We start from the raw sequence: 23,649 nt of genomic DNA, 5'->3' as shown, positions 1-23,649 counted from the left end.
ATACAAGGGCTGGTGTTTTTTTGAATATGATTTTTAACGGAGTTGTGAGCCAGTCGTTTGTTCTGTTGGAATTGAACGATAGATCAGGGCAGCCAGCTCCGCTCGGGTTAGGGAGTCATTTGGCCTGAACTGTCCTTGATATCCCACAACCATCCGAGTCTCGGCCAGTGTGGCTATGTAGTCGTGAGCCCAGTGGGAGGAGGGCACATCCTCAAAAGAACTCGTTTGGATCAGCGGCAGGTCCAGCGCGAGTACCAGAATTTTTGCTGCCTCAGCACGTGTAAGTACAGCATCCGGATGGAAGAAATCATTTAAGCCGTTCGAAATATGGAATCCATCAATAAGGCCGACCTCTTGTAGTCGAGATATAGCATCAAAGTAAGGATGTGTGGGCTCTACATCTTCAAAGGGAGCAGCCTTTCGGATTAGTGGTAGCTCAAACGCTCCGTTGATTATACGAGCCATGTGTTTACGCAAGATTGGCTTGTTAGGCCTGAATGTGGCATCAGGATATCCCGTTATCAGACCACGTGAAGCGATACTTTCAATCATCAAGCGTGCCCAGTGGGTTGAAATATCACTGAACACAACTGGGGTCAATGATATTGTTGGCACTTTAGGTTCAGGTTCAACTTTAAGTTTAGGTTCGGTTTTAAGTTCCGTTCCTGTATAAGGTTCCTGGGATGATGCGGCCGTAATAGAGCTACTGGTCCAGAAAGAAGGACTGCCACCATGGTTTTCAGAGCTATTAGTCTTTACCCATTTGGCATATAGCGTTATGTCCCGACTTACGGTATCTCTGTCAAAATTCCAGGGAAGAGATAATGCCGAATCTATATACCATCCATCAAATGAAAACCCGCTTTTTCTGGGCTGAGTGGGAGGTGGTGCTATTGCTTGATTATTCCTAGTAATAGTAGAGGGAACGGGGCTTCCGCCTTGAGAGTCAAAAGAGACGGTCAAAGCGGAAATGGGATCTTCCTTATTCGTATATTTGGACGCAGTTGTCACTGAACTCGTCCACTTGGCGTACAGCGTGATGTCCCCAGTCACGGTATCTCTGGCAAAATCCCAGGGAAGGGAGTATACCGAATCTATGTACCAGCCTTCAAACAAAAACTCGTCCTTGGTAGGCTGAGTGGGGGGCACAATGGTTTGCCCATAAGTGGCTTGAGTGACCGCAACCGGGGTCCCTCCATTGGAGTCGAAGGAGACGACCATATTCAATTTTTGAAAGGGAATGCTATAAAAGTTAGCGAAGTTTTGAGCCTCTGAAGGATCAAAACCCGTAATAATAAGGGATGAGTTACCATCAAACGCTAAGAAACCAATTGACAAGACACTAGCTGGAATGAAGACAGACGCCAACCGATTGTCCGCAAATGCCATCGCTCCAATAGAGGAGACACTATCCGGAATGACGACAGAAGTGAGTTGATTGTCCATAAATGTAGCATGTCCAATGGAAGAGACACGATTTGGAATAACAATGGAAGTCAGCTGGTTAGATGCAAACGCCCAGTATCCAATAGTTGAGACATTCTCTGGGATAACGACAGTAGTCAGTTTATTGTTTGTAAATGCACTATTTCCGATCGACATAACAGTCTCGGGAATAACGACAGAGGCCAGTTGGTTGTTAGTGAATGTGGAGTTCCCAATTGTGGATACACTGTCCGGAATGACGACAGAGGTCAGCCGGTTGTATGCAAATGCCAAGTCTCCAATAGTCGTGACAGTCTCTGGAATGACGATAGAAGTCAGTTGATTGATTTCAAATGCCCTTTCTCCAATAGTGAAGACGGTATGCGGAATAACTACAGAAGTCAAATGATCGCTGTAAAATGCTTTTTCACCAATAGAAGTAACTGGTTGACCGCCAATGGTTTCGGGAATAATGACATCTTTCGAAGTGCCCACATAGTCGTTTATTGTGATTCCATGAGCATTAGCGCTCGTTATGAAGTCTTTTTCTTTATTCGGCTCAGCATACATAACCATCTGTCCCCAGGGTACGAGGAACATTAGCAGAGCAAAGACGAAGATGCTTGCTTTTTTCAATCCAATAACCTCCTTATATTTATATTAAGAATTTTGAAGTTCTTTTGGTTACAGTACAACTGTTAGATGATATTAACAATACTGAATCTCCAATAGGTGACCCGAGGGGACATGGGGGCGCGGTATTTGAATGACGGCACTCATATTCGTTCTCAGAAATGGAAGATGTCAGTTCCCGCATGTATAATGGTGGAAAGCCATTGAATACATAACTCAATGAAGAAACGGGGACGAATAATTGGAAAAGAAGGCATTGAATATTCCGTTGATTACAGATGCTGAGGAACTGCAAGGCATGGTGGGTGAACCGCATGAACATGTGCGTAACAAGGCAATTTCATTTGTGGATTCACATGTTCAGAACTTTATATCCATGTCACCATTATTTTTCCTCTCCACCTCCGATCGTGATGGAAAAAGTGATGTGTCACCTCGGGGTGATGGAGCAGGATTTGTGAAAGTCTATGATACATATCGGCTCGTTTATCCCGAACGCCCAGGCAATCGGCGGATAGACTCGTTGTTGAACATGTTGTCGAACCCTGGTATTGGCATGCTCTTTTTGATTCCGGGTATGAATGAAGTGCTGCGTATTAATGGCACAGCATCCATTACTAAGGATGAGGAATTCATCGCCAGTATGGGCTGGAGTGGTAAAACCATAGGTGCGGCTGTCATTGTAGATGTGGAAGAGTGTTTTATCCATTGTCCGCGGGCATTCAAACAGGCTGGATTATGGGCCACAGAAACATGGGTGGATGCTGAGAATTTGCCTTCATCTAGCGAGATGTTTCGAGCTCATTTGGAGATTAACGGGTTGTTATAAAGTGAGTGACTATCGATTTGTTTTTCTATAAACAGGGTACTATAATTGGAGTTGCACAAAAATACTAAACTCCATTGGAGGCGACAATAGATATGAGATCTTTCCAATTCTATAATCCAACCCGGCTGATTTTCGGCAAAGGACAACTGGAAGCATTAAAGACAGAAGTGCCGAAATACGGTAAACGGGTTCTGCTTGTATATGGTGGCGGCAGTATCAAACGCAGTGGTCTGTACGATCAAGTGATCGGTTTGCTTAAGGAAGCTGGAGCAGAAGTGACTGAACTGGCAGGTGTGGAACCTAACCCACGTCTTTCTACGGTGCATAAAGGGGTAGACCTCTGTAAAACAAATAACATCGACCTGATCCTCGCTGTAGGTGGCGGCAGTGTACTGGACTGCTCCAAAGCTATCGCTGTAGGTGCCAAATATGATGGCGATATGTGGGATTTTGCTCAGCGCAAAGCCGTTGCACAGGATGCTCTTCCACTCGGTACCGTATTGACCATGGCGGCAACTGGTTCGGAAATGAACTCCGGTTCGGTTATTACGAATCAGGATACACAAGAAAAATTGGGCTGGGGTAGCGCATACTCATTCCCTGCATTCTCTATCCTGGATCCAGTGAATACATACACTGTTCCACTGGACCAAACAGTATACGGCATGGTAGATATGATGTCCCACGTATTGGAGCATTACTTCCATCTGGATGCCAATACACCGGTTCAACTTGGCTTCTGTGAGACGATTCTGCGTACTGTCATGGGAGCAGCGCCTCGTCTGGTTGAAGATCTGGAGAACTATGAACTGCGCGAAACGATTCTGTATTGCGGAACAATGGCACTGAATGGCGTGCTGAATATGGGTCTCGCAGGCGACTGGGCAACACATAATATTGAACATGCGGTATCCGCAGTGTATGATATCCCACACGGCGGTGGACTTGCAATCTTGTTCCCACACTGGATGAAACATAACCTGGACGTGAATGTGGATCGATTCAAACGTCTGGCAATTAATGTGTTCGAAGTGAACCCTGAAGGCAAGTCGGACAGACAGATTGCCGAAGAAGGTATCGATGCGCTCAGCAAATTCTGGACATCCATTGGTGCACCTAACCGTCTGGCAGATTACGATATCGATGATAGCCAGATCGACGTAATGGCAGACAAAGCGATGCTGTTTGGCCCATTCGGTAACTTCAAGAAACTGCAACGGGAAGATGTTGTATCCATCTACAAGGCTTCTCTGTAATTCTATAATCACTGCAAAGTGAAAGGACACATTCCGTTGTCCAATAACCGCAAGTCTCCTTTATGGGGGCTTGCGGTTTTTTCATGTATTTGCCTCTGCACGAGAATTATGGAGGAACATGAAGCAAGAAGAACAGAATGTCGTGATAATACCCATTATCGGGTTCAGAATACATTTGAGGAAAGATTTTGAAACATTTTGATGTCAGCTACGTATTTATTTACATGTGGAATGCCCAGTTAGGATGAATTTGCGGCAGAGGAGAGGAGGAACAGGGGATGGAGACAATTTATTGGGGGTGTCTGATCGGAGGAGCAATATTTGCGGTTGTCAGCCTTGTGCTGGGTGACTTGATTGATGGCTTGCTGGACGGAGCCTTCGAAATGCCAGGTCTTGATTTTTTCAAACCCGTTGTGTTAGCTGGTTCCATTACAACCTTCGGTGGGGCAGGCATTATGCTGACACGTTATAGTTCATTAAGTGCGATGTCGGGTCTAATATTATCCCTGCTTATAGGTATTGCTGCAGCCATGCTGGTATTCTTCGCATATATCAAACCGATGCGTAACAGCGATGTCTCGATTGCATTTTCAATGAAAGAGTTATCTGGGAAAATTGGGGAAATCACCATTCCGGTGCCGGAAAAAGGTTTTGGCGAAGTGATGATTCGTTTTGCATCCGGTAGTACGATTCAAACGGCATCCAGTTTTGAACACCTCCCCATTGCGGCGGGAGCACGTGTTGTGGTGGTGGATGTTGTAGATGGTGTACTGCGTGTGTCGGAATGGGATGAAAATGTACTTAAAGATTTATAAAGTATTCTTATCACCTAAGTAGTTTAAGCACTCATCATGAATGAATAAGGGGAGAGATGTGGAATGGAAAATTTAGATTGGGATGTTTTGTTGATTCCCATAGTTGTAGTAGGTGTCATTCTAATTTTAGGTTTGGCTTTCTGGGCGAGATACAAAACGGTTGGACCGGATGAGGCAATGATCGTTACGGGATCATTCCTGGGTAGCAAAAATATCTCCGATGATGATTCTGGCCGAAAAATTAAGATTGTTCGTGGTGGCGGTGCATTTATCCTGCCAGTATTCCAGCAATCCGAGTTTATCTCCTTGTTGTCCCACAAGCTGGATGTCTCCACACCTGAAGTGTACACGGAGCAAGGAGTACCGGTTATTGCTGACGGTGTAGCTATTATCAAGGTTGGAGGCGCTGTAGAAGACGTTGCTACAGCAGCTGAGCAATTCATCGGTAAACCGGTAGAAGCGCTGAGAAGCGAAGCACAGGAGGTACTGGAGGGGCATTTGCGGGCCATCCTCGGTACAATGACGGTGGAAGAAGTATATCGGAACCGGGATCGGTTTGCGCAAGAGGTTCAAGGCGTAGCAGCTAGAGATCTGAAGAAAATGGGCCTTCAAATTGTTTCATTTACCATCAAGGATGTTCGTGATAAACAGGGCTACTTGGATGCTCTCGGTAAACCGAGAATTGCTGCTGTGAAACGTGATGCCGAGATAGCTGAAGCGGAAGCGATGCGTGATGCACGTATTCAGAAGGCCAATGCGGAAGAGCAGGGGCAAAAAGCGGAGTTGCTGCGGGATACCAATATCGCTGAGGCAGCCAAAGAGAAAGAATTGAAAGTAGCCACGTTTAAGCGTGATCAGGATACAGCAAAAGCGGAAGCCGATCAGGCTTACCATATCCATGAAGCGCGTGCTAGACAGACTGTGGTGGAAGAAGAAATGAAGGTTGAACTCGTTCGTAAAGAACGTGAGATTGATCTCCAGGAAAAAGAAATCGTCGTACGTGAGAAACAATACGATGCCGAAGTGAAGAAAAAGGCAGAAGCGGATCGTTATGCGGTAGAGCAGGCTGCCGAAGCGGATAAAGCCAAAAGAATGCGTGAAGCCGATGCAGTACAGTATTCCATCGAAACACATGCCAAAGCAACAGCTGAACAGAAGCGACTTGAAGGTCAGGCCATGGCGGATGCGGAACTTGCCAAAGGTACAGCAGATGCAGAAGTTATTCGTTTGCGTGGTCTTGCAGAAGCAGAAGCAAAAGAAAAACTGGCCGAAGCGTTCCAGAAGTTTGGCGAAGCAGCTGTACTCGATATCATTGCCAAAATGCTGCCTGAACTGGCTGGCAAAATTGCAGAGCCAATTGCATCCATTGATAAACTGACGGTGGTAGATACAGGTAAAGGTGAAGGTGCAGCACGAGTGAGTAACTATGTTACCGAACTTATGGCGACCGCTCCAGAGATGCTCAAAAGTGTATCCGGCATCGATGTAGAGCAGCTGATTAAAGGCCTTACGAAGTCTAAAACACCTGCGCCAGTTGCCATTCAACAGAGCGAGGCTGTTACAACTCCTTCTATAATCGACAAGATTGTGGAAAGAGCTGGAGTTGACGAGTAAGAAGCACTTCGAATCTTGCATGGTTGCTCTATTGACCTTAAGGCGAATTTTTGTTACTTTTTAAGCGAGACGTCCGGCGCGGTTTGCCCGCTCCGGGTGTCTTTTCGTTCGTAACAGGGTGTGACTTAATCACACCTAAGATGGTGTGAAAAAGAGGTGCAAACAATGAGCAGCTTGCATGTAGATAAAGCGCTAAATAATAATGTAATCATTGCACAGCATCCAGAACACGGGGAAGTCGTTGTTATTGGTAAAGGCATTGGCTTTAACCGAAAACCGAGTGATCACATTCCATTGATGGCTGTGGAGAAAATGTTCATTTTGAAAAACCAGCAGGAGCAAGAGCAGTACAAACAGCTTCTTCCACAGGTGGATGAAGCACTGATCGAGATTATTAACGAAGTTATTACGTATATTGCAGAGCGTACGGACGTTCCTCTGAATGAACATATCCATATTGCATTAACCGATCACATTTCTTTCGCGTTAAAACGCAAGGAGCAGGGCATTATCATACAAAATCCATTTTTATATGAAACCCGCGAGATTTATCCTGAAGAATATCGAATGGGAGAATACGCTGTTCGTCTGATCAAAGAGAAAATGGGTGTAGATCTGGGGATGGACGAGATTGGTTTTGTTGCCCTCCATATCTATAGCGCAATGACCAATCAAAATATATCCCAGGTACGTGAGCATTCACAATTGATCACTGATTTGGTGAACCTGGTGTCCGACCAACTCGATTATTCATTTGAAACGGAATCGCTTGATTACTCTCGTTTGCTGACTCATCTTCGTTTCGCCCTTGAGCGTGTTCGCCGTGGAGACAAAGTGGAAGAGCTTCATAAGTTGGATTCCCTGCTTAAATTGGAGTATCCCGAAATGTACTCGCTTGCATGGAAACTGACCAAAGTAATGGAGAAAAGACTGAAACTGCCGGTTTATCCTGCGGAGGTAGGTTATCTGACCATTCATCTGCAAAGGCTGAATCAGCGGAAGGAAGAAGAGAATAAGTGAGATCATTCCAGTGATGGAATGCGGAAATTATTTTTTTGGTGTAAAGGCTTGCAATAGATTAGAACTGGTGCTACAATGGTTTCCGTAATCAAGCAACTGAATAAACATAAGCGACGTGTTACTGACTCGATCAGGCATGAGTTAATTAAAGTGTGATTGTTCTTTCCTTGTACAGGGTATGCTATACCCCAAGGTTGGCACAGTTTACTTTATTAATTCATGCCTTTTTTTGTGTTCCCTTGCTTGCATCACAACATATAAATTAGACGAAAGGGAGAAACGACGCGATGTTCAAAAAGCTTTTTGGTGTATTGCAAAGAGTAGGTAAAGCTCTCATGTTGCCTGTAGCCATTCTACCTGCGGCAGGTTTGCTGCTCGGAATCGGTAACATGCTGGTTAATCCAGATTTCTTGCAATATGTAACGGCGCTCGACACCCCTTGGGTGAACTCGATCGCAACAATTATGATGAACGCAGGTCAGATCGTATTTGATAATCTGGCATTGCTGTTCGCCGTCGGTGTAGCCGTCGGATTGGCCGGTGGCGAAGGGGTTGCAGGTCTTGCAGCGATCATCGGTTATCTGGTCATGAACGTCACACTGGGTACCGCAGTAGGGGTTACTCCGGCAATGATCGGTGAAGTACCGGGTTATGCCAGCATCTTGGGTATCCCAACATTAAGTACAGGCGTGTTCGGAGGTATAATCATAGGTATTGCCGCCGCGCTGTGTTACAATCGATTTTTCAAAATCGAACTGCCGTCTTACCTCGGTTTCTTTGCAGGTAAACGTTTCGTTCCGATTATCACTTCGGTTGTTTCCCTCTTAATCGGGTTGCTTCTGGTGATTATCTGGCCACCGATTCAAAATGGATTGAATACTGTATCTCACTTCATGGTAGATACAAGCCCGACATTGTCGGCATTCATCTTCGGAGTTGTGGAACGGTCATTAATTCCGTTTGGACTTCACCACATTTTCTACTCCCCATTCTGGTTTGAGTTCGGTGAGTATGTGAACAAAGCTGGAGATGTCATCCGTGGTGACCAGCAAATCTTCTTCAATCAATTGCGTGATGGTGTGAACCTTACAGCAGGAACATTCCAAGTTGGTAAATTCCCGTTCATGATGTTCGGTTTGCCAGCAGCGGCACTTGCGATGTACCATGAAGCAAGACCGGAACACAAAAAGTATGTTGCAGGGATCATGGGTTCAGCTGCGCTGACCTCGTTCCTGACAGGAATTACAGAGCCACTTGAGTTCTCGTTCCTGTTTGTAGCACCAATCCTGTTTGCAGTACACTGTATCTTTGCAGGTTTGTCTTTCATGACCATGCAAATTCTGGGTGTCAAGATCGGTATGACCTTCTCCGGTGGGTTCATTGACTTCCTGATCTTCGGGATTATTCCGAACCGTACACCTTGGTGGGATGTTATTATTGTCGGATTGATTCTTGCGGTGATCTATTACTTCGGTTTCCGGTTTATCATTCGCAAATTCAATCTCAAAACACCAGGACGAGAGGATGCAACGCCTGAAACCGAATCTGGCGGAGGCTCTGGTTCGACGGATGATCTGCCCCATAACATTCTTGAAGCTTTTGGCGGCAAGGAAAATATCAAACATCTGGACGCTTGTATTACTCGTTTGCGGATTGAAGTTAATGAGAAATCCAATGTGAAAAAAGATCGTTTGAAACAATTGGGTGCATCTGGTGTACTTGAAGTGGGTAATAATGTTCAAGCCATCTTCGGAACACGTTCCGACACGATCAAATCTCAAATGCAGGATATTATTGCAGGACGAACACCGGCACCAACGCCAGCAGCTGCAAAACCAACTCCTGAAGAGGAGAAGGCACAAGGTGAGCAAGGCGAGCGCATTGTTGCTGAGGATATCGTCATGCCAGTCAATGGTGAATTGCTGGACATTACAAACGTACCTGATCCGGTCTTTGCTGAGAAAATGACAGGTGATGGGTTCGCAATTTTGCCACATGATGGTACGATAACTTCTCCTGTGTATGGTAAAGTGTTTAATGTATTTCCAAGCAAACATGCCGTGGGCATCATGTCCGATGGTGGCAAGGAAGTGCTTGTTCATATAGGTGTTAATACGGTGAAGCTGAAAGGTCAAGGCTTTAACGTACTGGTACAGGAAGGTGATCTGGTATCGGCAGGTCAGCCGATTATGGAAGTGGATCTGGAGTATGTGAAAGCAAACGCTCCTTCGATCATTTCACCAGTTATTTTCACCAACCTGCCAGAGGGCTCCACGGTAACTCTGAAGAAGAGTGGAGTGCTGAAAGTTGGCGAACAGCCAATCATTGAGATAAAATAAGAAGTGTTACGACGATGGCAAGCAAGTGTAAATATATGCAATGCCTAAACCAAACTACTGAAAGTGAGATGATTGTAATGCAACAAACATTCAGAATTACAGACGAAGATGGTATCCATGCACGTCCGGCGACAGCCCTGGTTAATACAGCAAACAAATTCAAAGGTGCAGAATCCTTTGCAGAAGCTAACGGTAAAAAAGTAACTTTGAAATCCATTCTGGGTGTTCTTTCCCTCGGATTGGAACAAGGCGACACCATCAGCATCATCGTTGAAGGCGAAGGCGAAGCTGAAGCTCTTCAAGCTTTGACTGACGTTATGGTTAACGAAGGGTTGGGCGAAATTAATGCTTAATGTCTCCGGGATCGCGGCTTCGGCGGGTATTGCTATCGCCAAGGCGTTTATCTTGGAGCATCCTGATTACTCTGTAGAAAAACGCCAAATTAACGACGTTGACGCAGAGATCGCAAAACTCGACTCAGCTCTGGGTAAATCCCAGGCTGAGCTTGAGGCGATCAAAGAGCGTACTTTACAAGAGCTTGGCGAGAAAAAAGCTGAGATTTTTGCTTCGCATTTGCTCATTCTGAATGACCCGGAACTGATTGATCCGGTTAAAGCTAGAATTGCAGATGACATGATCAATGCAGAATTTGCTTTGAACGAAACGGCATCGCAATTTATCTCCATGTTCGAGAACATGAAGAGTGCATACCTACAGGAACGTGCAGCAGATATGCGTGACGTTACCAAACGTGTGCTAAATCACTTGCTTGGTATTGACTTCATGAGTCCGGCTGAGATCAATGAAGAAGTGATCGTGCTTGCGGAGGATCTAACACCTTCCGACACGGCTCAATTGAACCGCCAATTTGTTAAAGGTTTTGCAACCAACATTGGTGGACGTACTTCTCACTCGGCGATCATGGCGCGCTCACTTGAAATTCCAGCTGTTGTTGGAACCAAGGACATCTTGGCTCAAGCGAAACAAGGCGATATGATCATTGTTGACGGTTTGGATGGTCACGTACTGGTTAACCCTACTGATGAAGTTATTGCTGAATACCGTGCCAAACAGGAACAGTATGATGCACAACGTGCAGAGTGGAGAAAACTTCGTGATGAGCCAACGGTAACGGTGGACAACGTTCATGTTGAACTTGCAGCCAACATCGGTACACCGAATGATGTAACGGGTGTTCTGGAAAACGGCGGCGAGGCTGTAGGTCTGTACCGTACAGAGTTCTTGTACATGGGCAGAGACAAGCTTCCTTCCGAAGACATTCAGTATAATGCTTACAAAGCGGTACTGGAAAAAATGGAAGGCAAACCTGTCGTTGTTCGTACACTCGACATCGGTGGAGACAAAGAGCTTCCATACCTGGATCTGCCAAAAGAAATGAATCCATTCCTCGGCTTCCGCGCAGTTCGTCTGTGTTTGGACCGTCTGGATATCTTCCGTACACAATTGCGTGCATTGCTGCGTGCAAGCGTACATGGAAACCTGCGTGTCATGTTCCCAATGATCGCAACACTCGGTGAATTCCGTGAAGCAAAAGCTGTCTTGCTCGAAGAGAAAGAGAAGCTGGTTGCTGAAGGCATTGCTGTTTCTGACAGCATTCAACTCGGAATCATGGTCGAAATTCCTTCGACTGCTGTTCTGGCGGATCAATTTGCCAAAGAAGTGGATTTCTTCAGTATCGGAACGAACGATCTGATTCAATACACGATGGCTGCAGACCGTATGAACGAACGAGTAGCGTATCTGTACCAACCTTACAACCCAGCCATTTTGCGTTTGGTTAAAATGGTTATCGATGCAGCGCATCGTGAAGGCAAATGGGTTGGCATGTGTGGTGAGATGGCAGGAGACGAAACAGCAATTCCATTGCTGCTTGGTCTTGGATTGGATGAGTTCAGCATGAGCGCAACATCCATTCTGCCAGCTCGTAGTCAGATCACCAAGCTGTCCCGTGCGGATATGCAGGAACTGGCTGCTAAAGCTCTGGATATGCAAACGGCTGAACAAGTCGTTGAATTGGTTCAAAGCATTCAAGCGTAATTTTGCCGGGGTTTCCTCCGGATTTGAGGTTTTTTCTTTTTCCGATAATGAGCTGCATTCATGCAGCGATTTTGCCGGTATCCGCGATTCATTGTGGATATCGGCTTTTTTTGTTATAAACAGGACATTTTGATTCGGACTCTAGTATGTATTCAACCCTTCTTCAAACCTACGGTCTGAGAACTGAATGGAGCTTGAATGTGGTTAAAGCAGACAAGTGCGCTGTATTCTGAATTGCCAGATGGCGTTCTTCAGTACGAGAATGCGTACTTCATAAGCGAAAGTGCAGAGAACTAAGAGATTAGTACTGGGGGTTAAACTTTGAGCATTAGGCGTGGGTGCTCATTGTTAAGGAACCTGAGACATTTTATTCCGGGATTTGAAGCACCCGCAGAAATCTAAAGAATCTGAGACACGTTATGTTGGAGTAAACAGCCATTTTAGCTTTTTTTTGAGGGGATTTAGAGAAATAACGTGTTTGATGTTCCTAAGAATTGAAAAAGTGAACCTGGAGGCCAAATAAGATTTCCTGGATTCGTTAGAACATCTTCTGGCTTGGTACTATCCATCACAGGCATCCGAAAGTCTGGGCTTCCAGACCTCAGACCTGTATGCTGGCATACGTCGGAGCATAGCTTGCCTACGTTTGAGACATACTCTAGCAGGAGGATGGTGGGCTGTAAGATTGACATCAGTAGACCGGGAAGGCAACACAAAAAGCTCTTGCTGATTGGAATATCAGCAAGAGCTTTCGTTATAACAATGATTTGATTAACTGCAAGCGCAGTTCAGTACAGGTTTGCGGGCCGCGGTAGTCTCATCGAGTCGAGTAACCGGTGTGCCATAAGGTGCGTTCAGTACCAATTCAGGTGTCTCTTCCGCTTCTTTGGCAATCCGTATCATCGTATCAATGAACCCATCCAACGTTTCTTTACTTTCGGTTTCCGTCGGCTCGATCATGATGCATTCCTCCACATTGAGCGGGAAGTACACTGTAGGCGGGTGATATCCAAAATCAAGCAATCGCTTGGCAACATCAAGTGTGCGCACACCGTATTGCTTCAAACCCCGACCAGACATGACAAATTCATGTTTGCATACACCCGGATACGGAATCTCGTAGTATGGTGCGAGGCGGGCCATCATATAATTAGCATTCAGTACCGCGCATTCAGAGACTCGGCGTAACCCTTCCGGTCCATAGGTGCGAATGTAGGCATAGGCACGTACCAAAATACCGAAGTTGCCGTAGTAGGCTTTTACCCGCCCAATGGATTGATCGCCTTCACGATCGAATGCATACATACCGTCATCATTTTTGATTACCATTGGCTTAGGCAGGAACGGAACTAAACGACTCTTCACGCCGACTGGTCCGGCGCCTGGTCCACCACCGCCATGCGGTGTGCTCATCGTTTTGTGCAAGTTCAGATGCACCACGTCAAAGCCCATATCACCCGGACGGGTAATGCCCATAATGGCATTGGAGTTCGCGCCATCGTAGTACAACAAGCCACCAGCCTGATGTACGATGGATGCAATCTCCTGAATGTCTTTCTCGAACAAACCAAGTGTATTCGGGTTTGTCAGCATCAAGGCTGCTGTATCCGAACCAACGGCTGCACGGAGTGCGTCCAGATCGACCAGTCCGTCTGCACGGGACGGAATTGTCACAGTCTCAAATCCTGCAACGGTTGCACTTGCCGGGTTGGTACCATGAGAGGAATCGGGCACGATGACTTTGGTACGTTGTTCGCCACGACCTTCGTGGTAGGCACGAATCATCATAAGTCCAGTCCATTCTCCATGAGCACCAGCGGCTGGTTGCAGGGTCACAGCGTCCATACCTGTCAGACCTGCAAGGTCGTTTTGCAACGTATATAACAGTTCAAGTGCACCTTGAATGCTGGATTCATGCTGGTACGGATGGATTTTGGCGAATCCATTATAACGAGCAACATCCTCATTGATCTTTGGATTGTATTTCATCGTACAAGAGCCCAGTGGATAGAATCCGTTATCTACGCCGAAATTGCGACGGGATAGCGCGGTATAGTGTCGAATAACATCTACCTCGAACACTTCCGGCAGTGCTGCTGCTTCCGAACGGAGCATTTCCCGGGGAATCAACGTATCGGCAGCCTGACGAGGAACGTCACATTCTGGCAAGGAATAAGCGACACGTCCAGGGCTGCTGAGTTCAAAAATCAATGATTGTTCAGGAGCAGGAGATAAGGTCTTTGCACTAAATGTTGTATCCTTCTCAGGTTGAACCGAAGTGGAGACAGAGGTACCTGTTTCCGATTGTCCTTGTACCGATGTTGTCGTTGTCGTCGTCGTTTCCTGAGTCACAGCGATCCCTCCAATGCTCGTGCGAATTCGTCAATCTCTTCCTTAGTGCGCCGTTCGGTAACAGCAATCAGCATATGTCCGGCAAGCTCAGGATAATCACGTCCAAGTTCATAGCCACCAATAAAGCCCGCATCCAGCAGTTTCAGTTGAAGGGCATCCACATCTGTTCCTTCAGGAAGTTTAATCACGAATTCATTAAATGTTGGTGCATTAAAAGTAAGGCTAACTCCAGGAATCGCAGTTAATGTATTCAGGGTGTAATGACTCTTTTGCAAATTCAGATCCGCAACATCGATCATACCCTGTTTACCCATGATGGACATATACACAGATGCGCTGAGTGCAAGCAAAGCTTGGTTGGAACAGATGTTGGATGTCGCCTTTTCGCGGCGGATGTGCTGTTCACGTGCTTGCAGTGTGAGTACAAAACCGCGTTTGCCGTTGCGATCCGTGGTCTGGCCTACAATTCGGCCAGGAATTCGGCGCATATGAGGCTGGGATACGGCGAAATATCCGCATGTTGGGCCGCCGAGTGAAGCGGCGATGCCGAGGGGCTGCGCATCACCTACAACGATGTCGGCACCCAGCTTGCCTGGGGCTTCCAGCAGACCCAGCGATAGCGGGTTGGCACTTACAACGAGCAGGCCCTTGTGCGCATGCACGAGGTCGGCAGCCTGCTTCACATTTTCCACGGCACCAAAGAAGTTCGGACTCTGGATCATGACAGCAGCGGTATCGTCCGATATGGCGGCTTGCAGGGCATCCCAGTCAGTGATGCCATCCTTATAGCCAATCTCGACAATATCCAGACGGAGTCCGTGCGCATATGCCTGCAATACCTGACGGGCTTCCGGATGAACAGTACGGGAGACGATAAGCTGTTTGCGACGTGTTGCCGCTGCGGCCAGATTACCGGCTTCTGCAAAGGCAGTTGCGCCATCATACATACTGGCATTGGCTACAGCCATACCGGTTAATTCACAGATGTAGGATTGAAATTCGAAAATGGCTTGTAGTTCACCTTGGCTGATCTCAGGCTGATAAGGTGTGTAGGCAGTGTAGAACTCGGAACGGGAAATGACATGATTGATGACTGAAGGAACATGATGATCGTATATACCTGCGCCGAGGAAGCTGGCGTGTGTTTCGAAATTGGCGTTGGCGCCGGCTTGTTTGGACATATGACGTGTCAGTGCATATTCATCAAGTTTGGAGGATACGGGCAGCTCGCCCTGATAACGAATCTCCTGCGGAATGTCCTGAAACAGTTCCTCCAGCGTATCCACACCGATGGTTGCGAGCATGGCGCTCTGATCTTGCTCAGTCATGGGAATATAACGGTGCTTGCTCATGCTTGATCAGCTCCTTGAGTAGGTGTCTTCGACGTACGTGTCCGTTTATGAAAAGGGGTCTTCACGACCTCGGCTTTTAATTTCTTGCCGCGGATCTCAATCTCAAGCGGGGTTCCCAGCGCAGCGTATTTGCTGTCGATGAGGGCAAGCCCCAGATTACGTTTCAATGTAGGTGATTGCGTTCCTGTTGTCACTTCACCAATCTGTACGCCTTCGGCGTAAATCGGATAGTGGGGGCGGGGAATACCGCGCTCCAACACTTCGATGCCGACCAGTTTGCGGGCGGGCCCGTCAGTTTTTTGCTGTAACAAGGCTTCGTGTCCGATAAAAGGTCCGGCATTCAGCTTCACAAACATACCTACGCCAGCTTCGAGTGGAGAGATAGTTGCCGACAATTCCTGTCCATACAGAGGGAGCTTTGCTTCAAAGCGCAGTGTATCCCGAGCACCGAGGCCTGTCGGTACAAGTCCGTGACCTTCACCGGCTTGCATTAACCCATTCCAGACCACAGCGGCCTGATCTGCAGGAACATATAGCTCAAAGCCATCTTCACCGGTATAACCGGTACGGGACAACAGTAATTTTACTCCACATACTTCAGCATCCTGCACAAAACGAAACGGTTCAATCGAGCTTACATCCGTATCTGTAACTTTCCCGATAATGTCTACAGCCAGTGGACCTTGCAAGGCGAGTAGCGCCGTCTGCTCAGAATCGTTGGTCATGCTTACGCCGGGGATCAAGTGCTCTTGCAGCCACGCCCAATCCTTGTCGATGTTGGAGGCGTTAACCACAAGCATATAATGCTGATCTTCCAGCTTATACACGAGCAGATCATCCACCACACCGCCATCAGGATAACACATCAGGGTGTACTGAGCTTGACCGGGAACCAGCGTTGTCACATCATTAGTCATCATTTGTTGCAAAAAAACTTCAGCCTGCTCACCCTGTACTGTGAATTCGCCCATATGGGATACATCAAACAGTCCAGCACGCTCACGCACCGCTTCATGTTCTTTCTGGATTCCGCTAAATTGCACCGGAAGCTCCCAGCCTCCAAAATCAATGCACCGTACGCCTTCGTATTGCTGATACAGTGGGAAGAGTGGTGTTCTAAGCAAATCGGACATCAAATCACCTCGTCATGGGCCGTCAACCGGCCGGATATACAATCGTGGATCAATGAACCAGGGTATTTTTAAATTTTTCAGCAGAGATTTTTAGTAGATAAGTATGGTAAGGCAGCTATGGCAGCGCTGATCTGAATCCTGTTTTTCGTTTTTTGGGAAAAAGGAAAAGGACAGGCCAAAGAATCGGCATGCCAAGTAGCACGCTGTATTCTAAGGCTCTGTCCCTTGTACCTGAGAGTTACCCCGCTGCCTTGTGCAGCAGGTTTCCCCTTGGGTGATCATAACGCCCGCTCAGGGCGAATAGATGCTCTCCAGAGTTGCGTCCCGTAAAAGTCCTTTTGCCTGAGAGATTCACCCCCGCTTATCGGTGGTTTACTCCTTCGGCGTTACCTCATGTACATCCCGAATCGGGTGTCACGGGTAATCTCTCCCTTTACATTCATCCGCGGGTATAACATAGTCCAATAAACACATTTACTCCTCTCATTAAAACGTGAATCCACTACCGATGTCAAGAACGATATCATATATAATGATTAAAAACCGAATATTTAATTTGTTTTTAATGTTATTGTTCGTATATTTAAAAAGACTGCGCTTACTATTCTAATATTCACCAGTATATGAAGAAAGAGTGTAATCCGGTTACAGGATTTAGAGGTGTTCAGCAAATAAATTGTGAGGTATCTTGACATTTGATTCATAAATATCATACGCTATGTTCTGGGAAAAAGGTTAAGGTCAAAGAACGCATGTACTCATTAATGAAAAGCGAGGCGGATATCGATGAGCGAATTGAAAAGTGATTTCCTGTACAGTGAAGAGCACGAATGGGTGCAAACCGTAGGGGAGGATACTGTACGTATTGGCATTACCGAGTTCGCGCAGCATCAGCTGGGTGACATTGTGTTTGTGGAATTGCCTGACCTTGAAACCAATGTAAAAGCAGAGGACAGCATTGGAACGATCGAATCGGTCAAAACGGTGTCGGACTTGTTTTCTCCAGTCACTGGTTCAATTATTGCAGTGAATGATTCATTGCAGGACTCCCCTGAACTTGTCAACAGCTCTCCATACGAGGAAGGCTGGATGATTGAAATCCGTGTTGATGGAGATCTGACAGCGGCATTGTCTACATTGATGAATGCAGACGCGTATCGTAAACATACGGAAGAATAGTATCAACGAACTTGTACTTATTAACATATATTTTATAACAAAATGAGATGTGCTTCATATTGTTTCGACCTGTGTGAGCCTGAGGCTTGCACAGGTTTTTTGTGCTTTCCGAGAATGGTTTCTAATGCGGATTGAAGCAGATTGTGGATGTGAATCGCCTGATTAGACCAAGCTATAGGTTAGAAATTGATTTTGGAAATGATAAAAGTCATAGGCAAGAAAAGCCTTGTGTACCAATGGGTTCAGCCATTATGCATCCATTAAAACGATTACATAACCTAATGTTGTCATCATTGTTCATGACGAAAGTACGCTTTCATTTCATTGAACAGGAGAGCATTCTCGCTTAGGATTACAGCAGGGGAGAAATGATACCCCTTTCATAAATCATAATCACTTGATCCAAGGAGGATAATACAATGAGTAATTTGGACCAATCGTCCAATTCCAAAGGTGGGCTACGGGTAGGTGTTCAGCGTTTTGGCCGATTCCTGAGTGGTATGGTCATGCCGAATATGGGCGCATTCATCGCCTGGGGATTAATTACGGCTCTGTTCATTCCAACAGGCTGGTTCCCTAACGAGACGCTTGCACAGCTAGTTGATCCGATGATCAAATATTTGCTGCCACTGTTAATTGGTTACACCGGGGGTACGATGGTGCATGGTCAGCGTGGTGGTGTCGTGGGTGCCATTATGACCATCGGGGTCATCGTGGGTAGTGATATCCCGATGTTCCTCGGTGCCATGATTGCCGGACCACTGGCAGCATGGATCATCAAAAAATTCGATAAATCCATTGAAGGTAAAATTAGAGCCGGATTTGAAATGCTGGTTAACAACTTCTCAGCCGGTATTATTGGCGGGATCTTGGGGATTTTTGCGCTACTGGGCATCGGGCCTGCTGTAGAAGCAATTAGCAAAGTATTATCTGCCGGGGTACAAGGCTTAATGAATCTGGGCTTGTTACCACTGGTCAACCTAATCATTGAACCAGGTAAAGTATTGTTCCTGAACAATGCAATCAACCACGGGATTCTGACACCGATTGCAACAGATCAAGCGAGAGAATTAGGGCAATCCGTATTATACATGCTTGAATCGAACCCGGGTCCGGGACTTGGTATCTTGCTTGCTTACTGTTTCTTCGGACGTGGAATGGCCAAATCTTCTGCACCAGGTGCCGTTATCATTCATTTCTTCGGGGGAATTCATGAGATCTACTTCCCTTACATTTTGATGAGACCGATTCTGATTCTTGCCGCAATCGCGGGTGGCGTCGCAGGTACATTAACATTCATGCTCACCGGAGCAGGACTTGTTTCGGCACCATCACCGGGTAGTATTATCGCGTATTTCCTCTTAACACCAAAAGGTGGATACCTGCCGATGCTTGCAGGGGTGCTTGTAGCAGCCGTCGTTTCTTTCCTGGTTGCAGCGGTATTACTGAAAACGGGTAAACAAAAGGACGAAGATCTGGAGTCCGCATCCAGTCGGATGAAAGACATGAAGAGTCAAGGAACCGTGCCAAACGCTGGCATTACGGCTAATCATCGTGAAGCAGACAGAGCCGCAGATATGGCTTCTTCTACAGTCAAGACAGACGTGAAGAAAATTGTCTTCTCCTGTGATGCAGGCATGGGTTCGAGTGCCATGGGTGCTTCCATTCTACGCAAGAAGATGAAGGCAGAGGGGATTGACGTTACGGTGACCAATACGGCCATCAGTGATATCCCACCGGATGCAGATGTGGTCATCACACAACAAGTATTAACCGATCGTGCCCGCTCCGTTGCGCCGAACGCAGAACATATATCCATCGACAACTTCCTAAAAAGCCCGGAATACGATGCGCTCGTTGAACGTCTGAAGTAATTGTACGCATTTGTTTTCCCTGAGCCGGAGGCTGAGATATGAGTATTACCAAAAGACAACGTGAAATCGTGGAGTTCCTGCTAGAGCATCCACATGAAGTAACTGCCGGCGAAATCGCCGTTGAAGTAAAGGTCAGTACCCGAACGGTTCACCGGGAGCTGCAAATGATTGAACAATGGCTTGAACCTTTGGGCATGAGGCTGGAAAAAAAATCAGGAACCGGTATCCGAATTGATGCCGGTTCCGATGATCTGGCTGTATTGCGCCAGCAACTAGAGGGTAAAGAATATGTAGAGTTTACGCCAGAAGAGCGTAAGCTCTTCATGCTTTGCATCCTGCTGGATGAACCGGAGCCTGTAAAGTTACTCGCCTTGGCTTCGGATCTGAAAGTGACCGTATCCACCGTAACCACTGATCTGGACGATCTGGAGTCACGAATTCGTCAGGCGGGACTGAAGCTGGTTCGCAGACGTGGATATGGCGTCAAGATTAACGGAAGTGAGACGATTCATCGCACAGCCATAGCTGCACTTGCTCTCGAATTTCTGGATGAGTCTGACTTGTTCGGAAGACAGCCAGAACAGGGAGGCTCCATCGTAAACCAAAAATTGTTGGATATGATTGGACACGGTGATGTGCTTACGGTCGAAAATGCATTATGGCAACCAGACATCGAATGGCTGGAGAACATCCCGGAACGCCAATACATGAAGTTGCTGATTCAATTATCCGTAGCGGTTGTACGTATTCGTAAAGGCTTTGGCATTGGCCGTATACCTCCCCTGGAGAACAAGGGAGATGAAGTCGCAGAGCAGGCTGAAATGAAGGTTCCACCTTATATGGCTTCCCGCTTGTGTGGTGTGTTATCCACCCAGCTGGGGCTGATATTCTCCCAAGATGAGCAAGCTTATTTTCATAGACTATTAATTGAGACAGAGCAGCGGATTCACTCTTCGCGGCTGTTGCCAATAGACGACTTGATTTTACTGGACAGGGTACATTCACTGATTGATCAGATGCAGGTGAGAACACATTACGCCTTTCATGAGGATCGTTTGCTTCGTGAAGGTTTGCTTGGTCACATGCAACCTGTCATGGAGCGAATTGAAGGACAACAGATGATTCGTAATCCGCTTTTGCAGCAGATTCGCAAGGATTATGATTCCCTCTTTGAAGAGGTTAAACAATCCGTGCATCAAGCTTGGCCAGGTACTGAAGTTCCTGATGAGGAAATTGGTTTCCTGGTCATGCATTTTGGAGCTTCCATCGAGAGGTTACGTGCATTGAAACGGGAGATCAGGGCGATCATCGTGTGTACAAGCGGAATTGGATCATCACGCATGCTTTCCAGCCGATTATCCAAGGAGATTCCCGAGATTCGGATCATGGATAGCGTGTCCTGGTATGAAGCTGCCCGGATGCCTACAGATCAATATGATCTGGTGTTATCCACTGTTGATCTGCCGATGGATGAGCATCAGTATTACAAAGTGAGTCCACTGCTTACGGCAGAAGAGAGCGAACGTCTGCGTCATTTTATTAGAACCACAACGCTACAACAGCAGCATAACAAGCCCCGTGAAACAGAGGTTCAGACGACGAGTCGTTACTCGGACCCTGACGGAATGGAAGCTATTTTAGTTGAAATCGTCCGAATTATTGGCAAGTTTCAGGTGTATCCGCTGGATAACCAAGATATCGGATTCTATAAAACGGTGTATGCGATGTGCAACGTACTCCATGGATCTGGTGTGTTGAAGGAACCGGAGGAGGTCGCGAAACGGTTGGAGGCACGCGAGGCAGTGGGGAGTCAGAAGATTCCCGGCACAAGACTTGCATTATTTCATACACGCAGTGAGGGAATTTACAGGCCGTCCATTAGCTTGTTTCAGCTCACGGAGCCACTTCTTCGTACGCCGGATGATCCGGCAGGAGTTACCCATATCCTCTTGATGCTTGGTCCCAGAGAATTATCCAAGGAAAGCCTGGAGGTTCTCAGTGAGATCAGCGCCCTGTTATTGCAGGAAGAAATGATTACATTGCTGGAAAAAGGAATCAGGGATGAACTCATTCATTACCTGTCCCAGGAACTTGTTGGATTTTATCGCAGTAAAACCGAAATTGGAGGTCAACCATTATGAGTATGTTAACAACAGATAAAGTCATCATGAATGCGACGGCTCAGGACAAATACGAAGCGATTCGCATGGCAGGACAGATTCTGAAGGATGCGGGACATATTACCGCTGATTACATTGAAAAGATGATTGAACGAGAAGAGATTGTCTCGACCTATGTAGGGAACGGCCTGGCTATTCCGCACGGTACAAAGGAATCCAAAGCTTTCATTTTATCCACAGGTATCTCTGTCATTCAGTATCCACAGGGTGTTGATTTTGGCGAAGAAAAGGCTTATATGGTCATTGGTATCGCGGCTCAAGGCGGGGAGCATATGGAGATCTTGACCAGCATCGCGGTAATCTGTGCTGAGGATGAGAATATGGAGGCTCTGCGTCTGGCGAAAACAGCCGAAGAAGTAATCGCTATTCTGGAAAGTGAAATGGAGCTATGAAGGCTCTACACTTTGGCGCAGGTAACATTGGACGCGGGTTTATCGGATTGATTCTCTCCCGTGCAGGGTATGAGGTGATTTTCTCTGACGTGAATCAGGCCTTGGTAACAGCTCTCCAGCAACGGGGGCAGTATACGGTGGAACTGGCCAACGAGAGCAAGGATCAGGAGACCGTCACAGGTGTAAATGCAATCGATGGAACCCAGCTGGAGACGGTTGCCCAAACCGTTGTGGAAGCTGATCTGATTACAACCGCGGTGGGTGTAGGCGTACTGAAACATATTGCACCAGGCATTGCGAAAGGACTTGAGAAAAGACTGAAATCCGGTCCTGCTCAAAACCCTCTTCACATTATCGCTTGCGAGAACGCCATTGGAGCCAGTACGCAATTGAAAGAGCATGTATATGCTCTGCTCAATGAAGAGGTACGTTCCCTTGCGGATCAGTACGTTTATTTTCCAGATTCAGCCGTAGACCGGATTGTACCTATTCAGCATCATGAAGATCCGTTGCATGTACAGGTGGAGCCTTTTTACGAGTGGGTGGTGGATCGTTCCCAGATGGCTCCTGCATTCAAACCGGTTGAGGGCATCGTATATGTCGATGATCTGGAGCCGTATATCGAACGTAAACTGTTCACTGTTAATACAGGACACTGCGTTGCTGCGTACATCGGTAATGTGCACGGTTATGACACGATTCAGAAGGCTATTGCCGACGAGAAGGTGAAATCGATTGTATACGGTGCTTTGCAGGAAACTGGAAAAGTTCTAGTGAAGCGTTTTGCATTCAACCCGGAAGAACATGAGCAGTATATTGTCAAAATATTGGGACGCTTTGTCAACCCGTATCTTACCGATGAGGTTACTCGTGTTGGTCGTTCCCCGCTGCGCAAGTTGTCTCCGAATGATCGTCTGGTTCGCCCGGCCCTTCAGGCATATGCGGATGGAAGCGAAACGACCTATCTGGCTATGGGCATGGCATCAGCCTGCAAGTTCGATGTCTCCGATGATCCCGAAGCAGTTGAACTACAGGACATGATCCGCCAGAAGGGGATAACAGCTGCGCTCCACCATTATACGTCTATGGATGAGCATCATCCGGTGCTTGAACAGGCTGTTGCCCAGTATAACCAAATGTAAGAGTAGTGATAGCCAGCTAATAGTATAGATGATGCATAATGAAGAAGAGCCATACA

Annotated in this window: 17 protein-coding genes and 2 riboswitches; of the genes, 13 read left to right on the top strand and 4 right to left on the bottom strand. The window is 46.8% G+C overall.

Annotated elements, in window-relative coordinates:
- Positions 1-33: 33 nt before the first annotated feature.
- Positions 34-2,061, bottom strand: a complete 2,028-nt coding sequence (locus tag BS614_RS26830) for a leucine-rich repeat protein (RefSeq protein WP_074096189.1) — start codon at positions 2,059-2,061, stop codon at positions 34-36.
- Between the two features lie 238 nt (positions 2,062-2,299).
- Here BS614_RS26830 and BS614_RS26825 point away from each other — a divergent pair, with 238 nt between their 5' ends.
- The 8 genes from BS614_RS26825 to ptsP all read left to right on the top strand — a co-directional run bounded on the left by BS614_RS26825 (position 2,300) and on the right by ptsP (position 11,989).
- Positions 2,300-2,887, top strand: a complete 588-nt coding sequence (locus BS614_RS26825; protein WP_235193972.1) for an MSMEG_1061 family FMN-dependent PPOX-type flavoprotein — start codon at positions 2,300-2,302, stop codon at positions 2,885-2,887.
- A gap of 92 nt (positions 2,888-2,979) precedes the next feature.
- Positions 2,980-4,143 (top strand): iron-containing alcohol dehydrogenase, encoded by a 1,164-nt coding sequence (locus BS614_RS26820; RefSeq protein ID WP_074096188.1) that lies wholly within the window; start codon positions 2,980-2,982, stop codon positions 4,141-4,143.
- Between the two features lie 278 nt (positions 4,144-4,421).
- Entirely contained in the window at positions 4,422-4,958 is a 537-nt protein-coding gene (locus BS614_RS26815) for an NfeD family membrane protein (RefSeq protein ID WP_017686844.1), read from the top strand.
- 63 nt (positions 4,959-5,021) lie between these two features.
- Entirely contained in the window at positions 5,022-6,572 is a 1,551-nt protein-coding gene (locus tag BS614_RS26810) for a flotillin lipid rafts scaffold protein FloT (RefSeq protein ID WP_074096187.1), read from the top strand.
- 165 nt (positions 6,573-6,737) lie between these two features.
- Positions 6,738-7,592, top strand: coding sequence for a glucose PTS transporter transcription antiterminator GlcT (gene glcT / locus BS614_RS26805; RefSeq protein ID WP_047844046.1), 855 nt, complete (start codon positions 6,738-6,740; stop codon positions 7,590-7,592).
- A gap of 287 nt (positions 7,593-7,879) precedes the next feature.
- The gene (ptsG, locus tag BS614_RS26800) at positions 7,880-9,931 is read left to right on the top strand and encodes a glucose-specific PTS transporter subunit IIBC (RefSeq protein ID WP_074096186.1); all 2,052 of its coding nucleotides are present in this window, start codon (positions 7,880-7,882) and stop codon (positions 9,929-9,931) included.
- A gap of 77 nt (positions 9,932-10,008) precedes the next feature.
- A complete protein-coding gene (locus BS614_RS26795) occupies positions 10,009-10,284 on the top strand; it encodes an HPr family phosphocarrier protein (protein WP_036617010.1) in 276 nt (91 codons plus the stop codon).
- Entirely contained in the window at positions 10,277-11,989 is a 1,713-nt protein-coding gene (gene ptsP / locus BS614_RS26790) for a phosphoenolpyruvate--protein phosphotransferase (RefSeq protein WP_047844045.1), read from the top strand. The genes BS614_RS26795 and ptsP overlap by 8 nt, the downstream gene beginning before the upstream one ends.
- Positions 11,990-12,760: 771 nt before the next feature.
- On the opposite strand, the gene gcvPB is transcribed toward ptsP, so the two are convergent.
- The 3 genes from gcvPB to gcvT form a co-directional block, all read right to left on the bottom strand.
- Positions 12,761-14,200 (bottom strand): aminomethyl-transferring glycine dehydrogenase subunit GcvPB, encoded by a 1,440-nt coding sequence (gene gcvPB / locus BS614_RS26785; RefSeq protein WP_074097008.1) that lies wholly within the window; start codon positions 14,198-14,200, stop codon positions 12,761-12,763.
- Between the two features lie 137 nt (positions 14,201-14,337).
- Positions 14,338-15,693 (bottom strand): aminomethyl-transferring glycine dehydrogenase subunit GcvPA, encoded by a 1,356-nt coding sequence (gene gcvPA, locus BS614_RS26780; protein WP_074096185.1) that lies wholly within the window; start codon positions 15,691-15,693, stop codon positions 14,338-14,340.
- A complete protein-coding gene (gcvT, locus tag BS614_RS26775; protein ID WP_036617019.1) occupies positions 15,690-16,826 on the bottom strand; it encodes a glycine cleavage system aminomethyltransferase GcvT in 1,137 nt (378 codons plus the stop codon). Before gcvT ends, gcvPA begins: the two co-directional genes overlap by 4 nt.
- Before the next feature lie 216 nt (positions 16,827-17,042).
- Positions 17,043-17,143: riboswitch (glycine riboswitch) on the bottom strand.
- A gap of 3 nt (positions 17,144-17,146) precedes the next feature.
- Positions 17,147-17,269, bottom strand: a riboswitch (glycine riboswitch).
- A 343-nt stretch (positions 17,270-17,612) separates the two neighbouring features.
- On the opposite strand from gcvT, the gene gcvH reads away from it, so the two are divergent.
- The 5 genes from gcvH (at position 17,613) to BS614_RS26750 (ending at position 23,593) form a co-directional block, all read left to right on the top strand.
- Positions 17,613-18,005, top strand: coding sequence for a glycine cleavage system protein GcvH (gene gcvH, locus BS614_RS26770; protein WP_074096184.1), 393 nt, complete (start codon positions 17,613-17,615; stop codon positions 18,003-18,005).
- 419 nt (positions 18,006-18,424) lie between these two features.
- Complete coding sequence (locus tag BS614_RS26765; protein ID WP_074096183.1) at positions 18,425-19,879, top strand: PTS mannitol transporter subunit IIBC; 1,455 nt, start codon at positions 18,425-18,427, stop codon at positions 19,877-19,879.
- Between the two features lie 38 nt (positions 19,880-19,917).
- Positions 19,918-22,020 (top strand): BglG family transcription antiterminator, encoded by a 2,103-nt coding sequence (locus BS614_RS26760; protein WP_074096182.1) that lies wholly within the window; start codon positions 19,918-19,920, stop codon positions 22,018-22,020.
- Positions 22,017-22,451 carry a PTS mannitol transporter subunit IIA gene (locus BS614_RS26755; RefSeq protein WP_017686856.1) on the top strand — a complete coding sequence of 145 codons (435 nt, stop codon included), beginning with the start codon at positions 22,017-22,019 and terminating at the stop codon, positions 22,449-22,451. Before BS614_RS26760 ends, BS614_RS26755 begins: the two co-directional genes overlap by 4 nt.
- Positions 22,448-23,593 carry a mannitol-1-phosphate 5-dehydrogenase gene (locus tag BS614_RS26750; RefSeq protein WP_074096181.1) on the top strand — a complete coding sequence of 382 codons (1,146 nt, stop codon included), beginning with the start codon at positions 22,448-22,450 and terminating at the stop codon, positions 23,591-23,593. The genes BS614_RS26755 and BS614_RS26750 overlap by 4 nt, the downstream gene beginning before the upstream one ends.
- Positions 23,594-23,649 lie beyond the last annotated feature (56 nt).

It is taken from the genome of Paenibacillus xylanexedens, from assembly GCF_001908275.1.
Lineage (GTDB): Bacteria > Bacillota > Bacilli > Paenibacillales > Paenibacillaceae > Paenibacillus > Paenibacillus xylanexedens_A.
The sequence above is the reverse complement of the archived record's forward strand: the minus strand, read 5'-3'. Positions and strand labels throughout refer to the sequence as shown.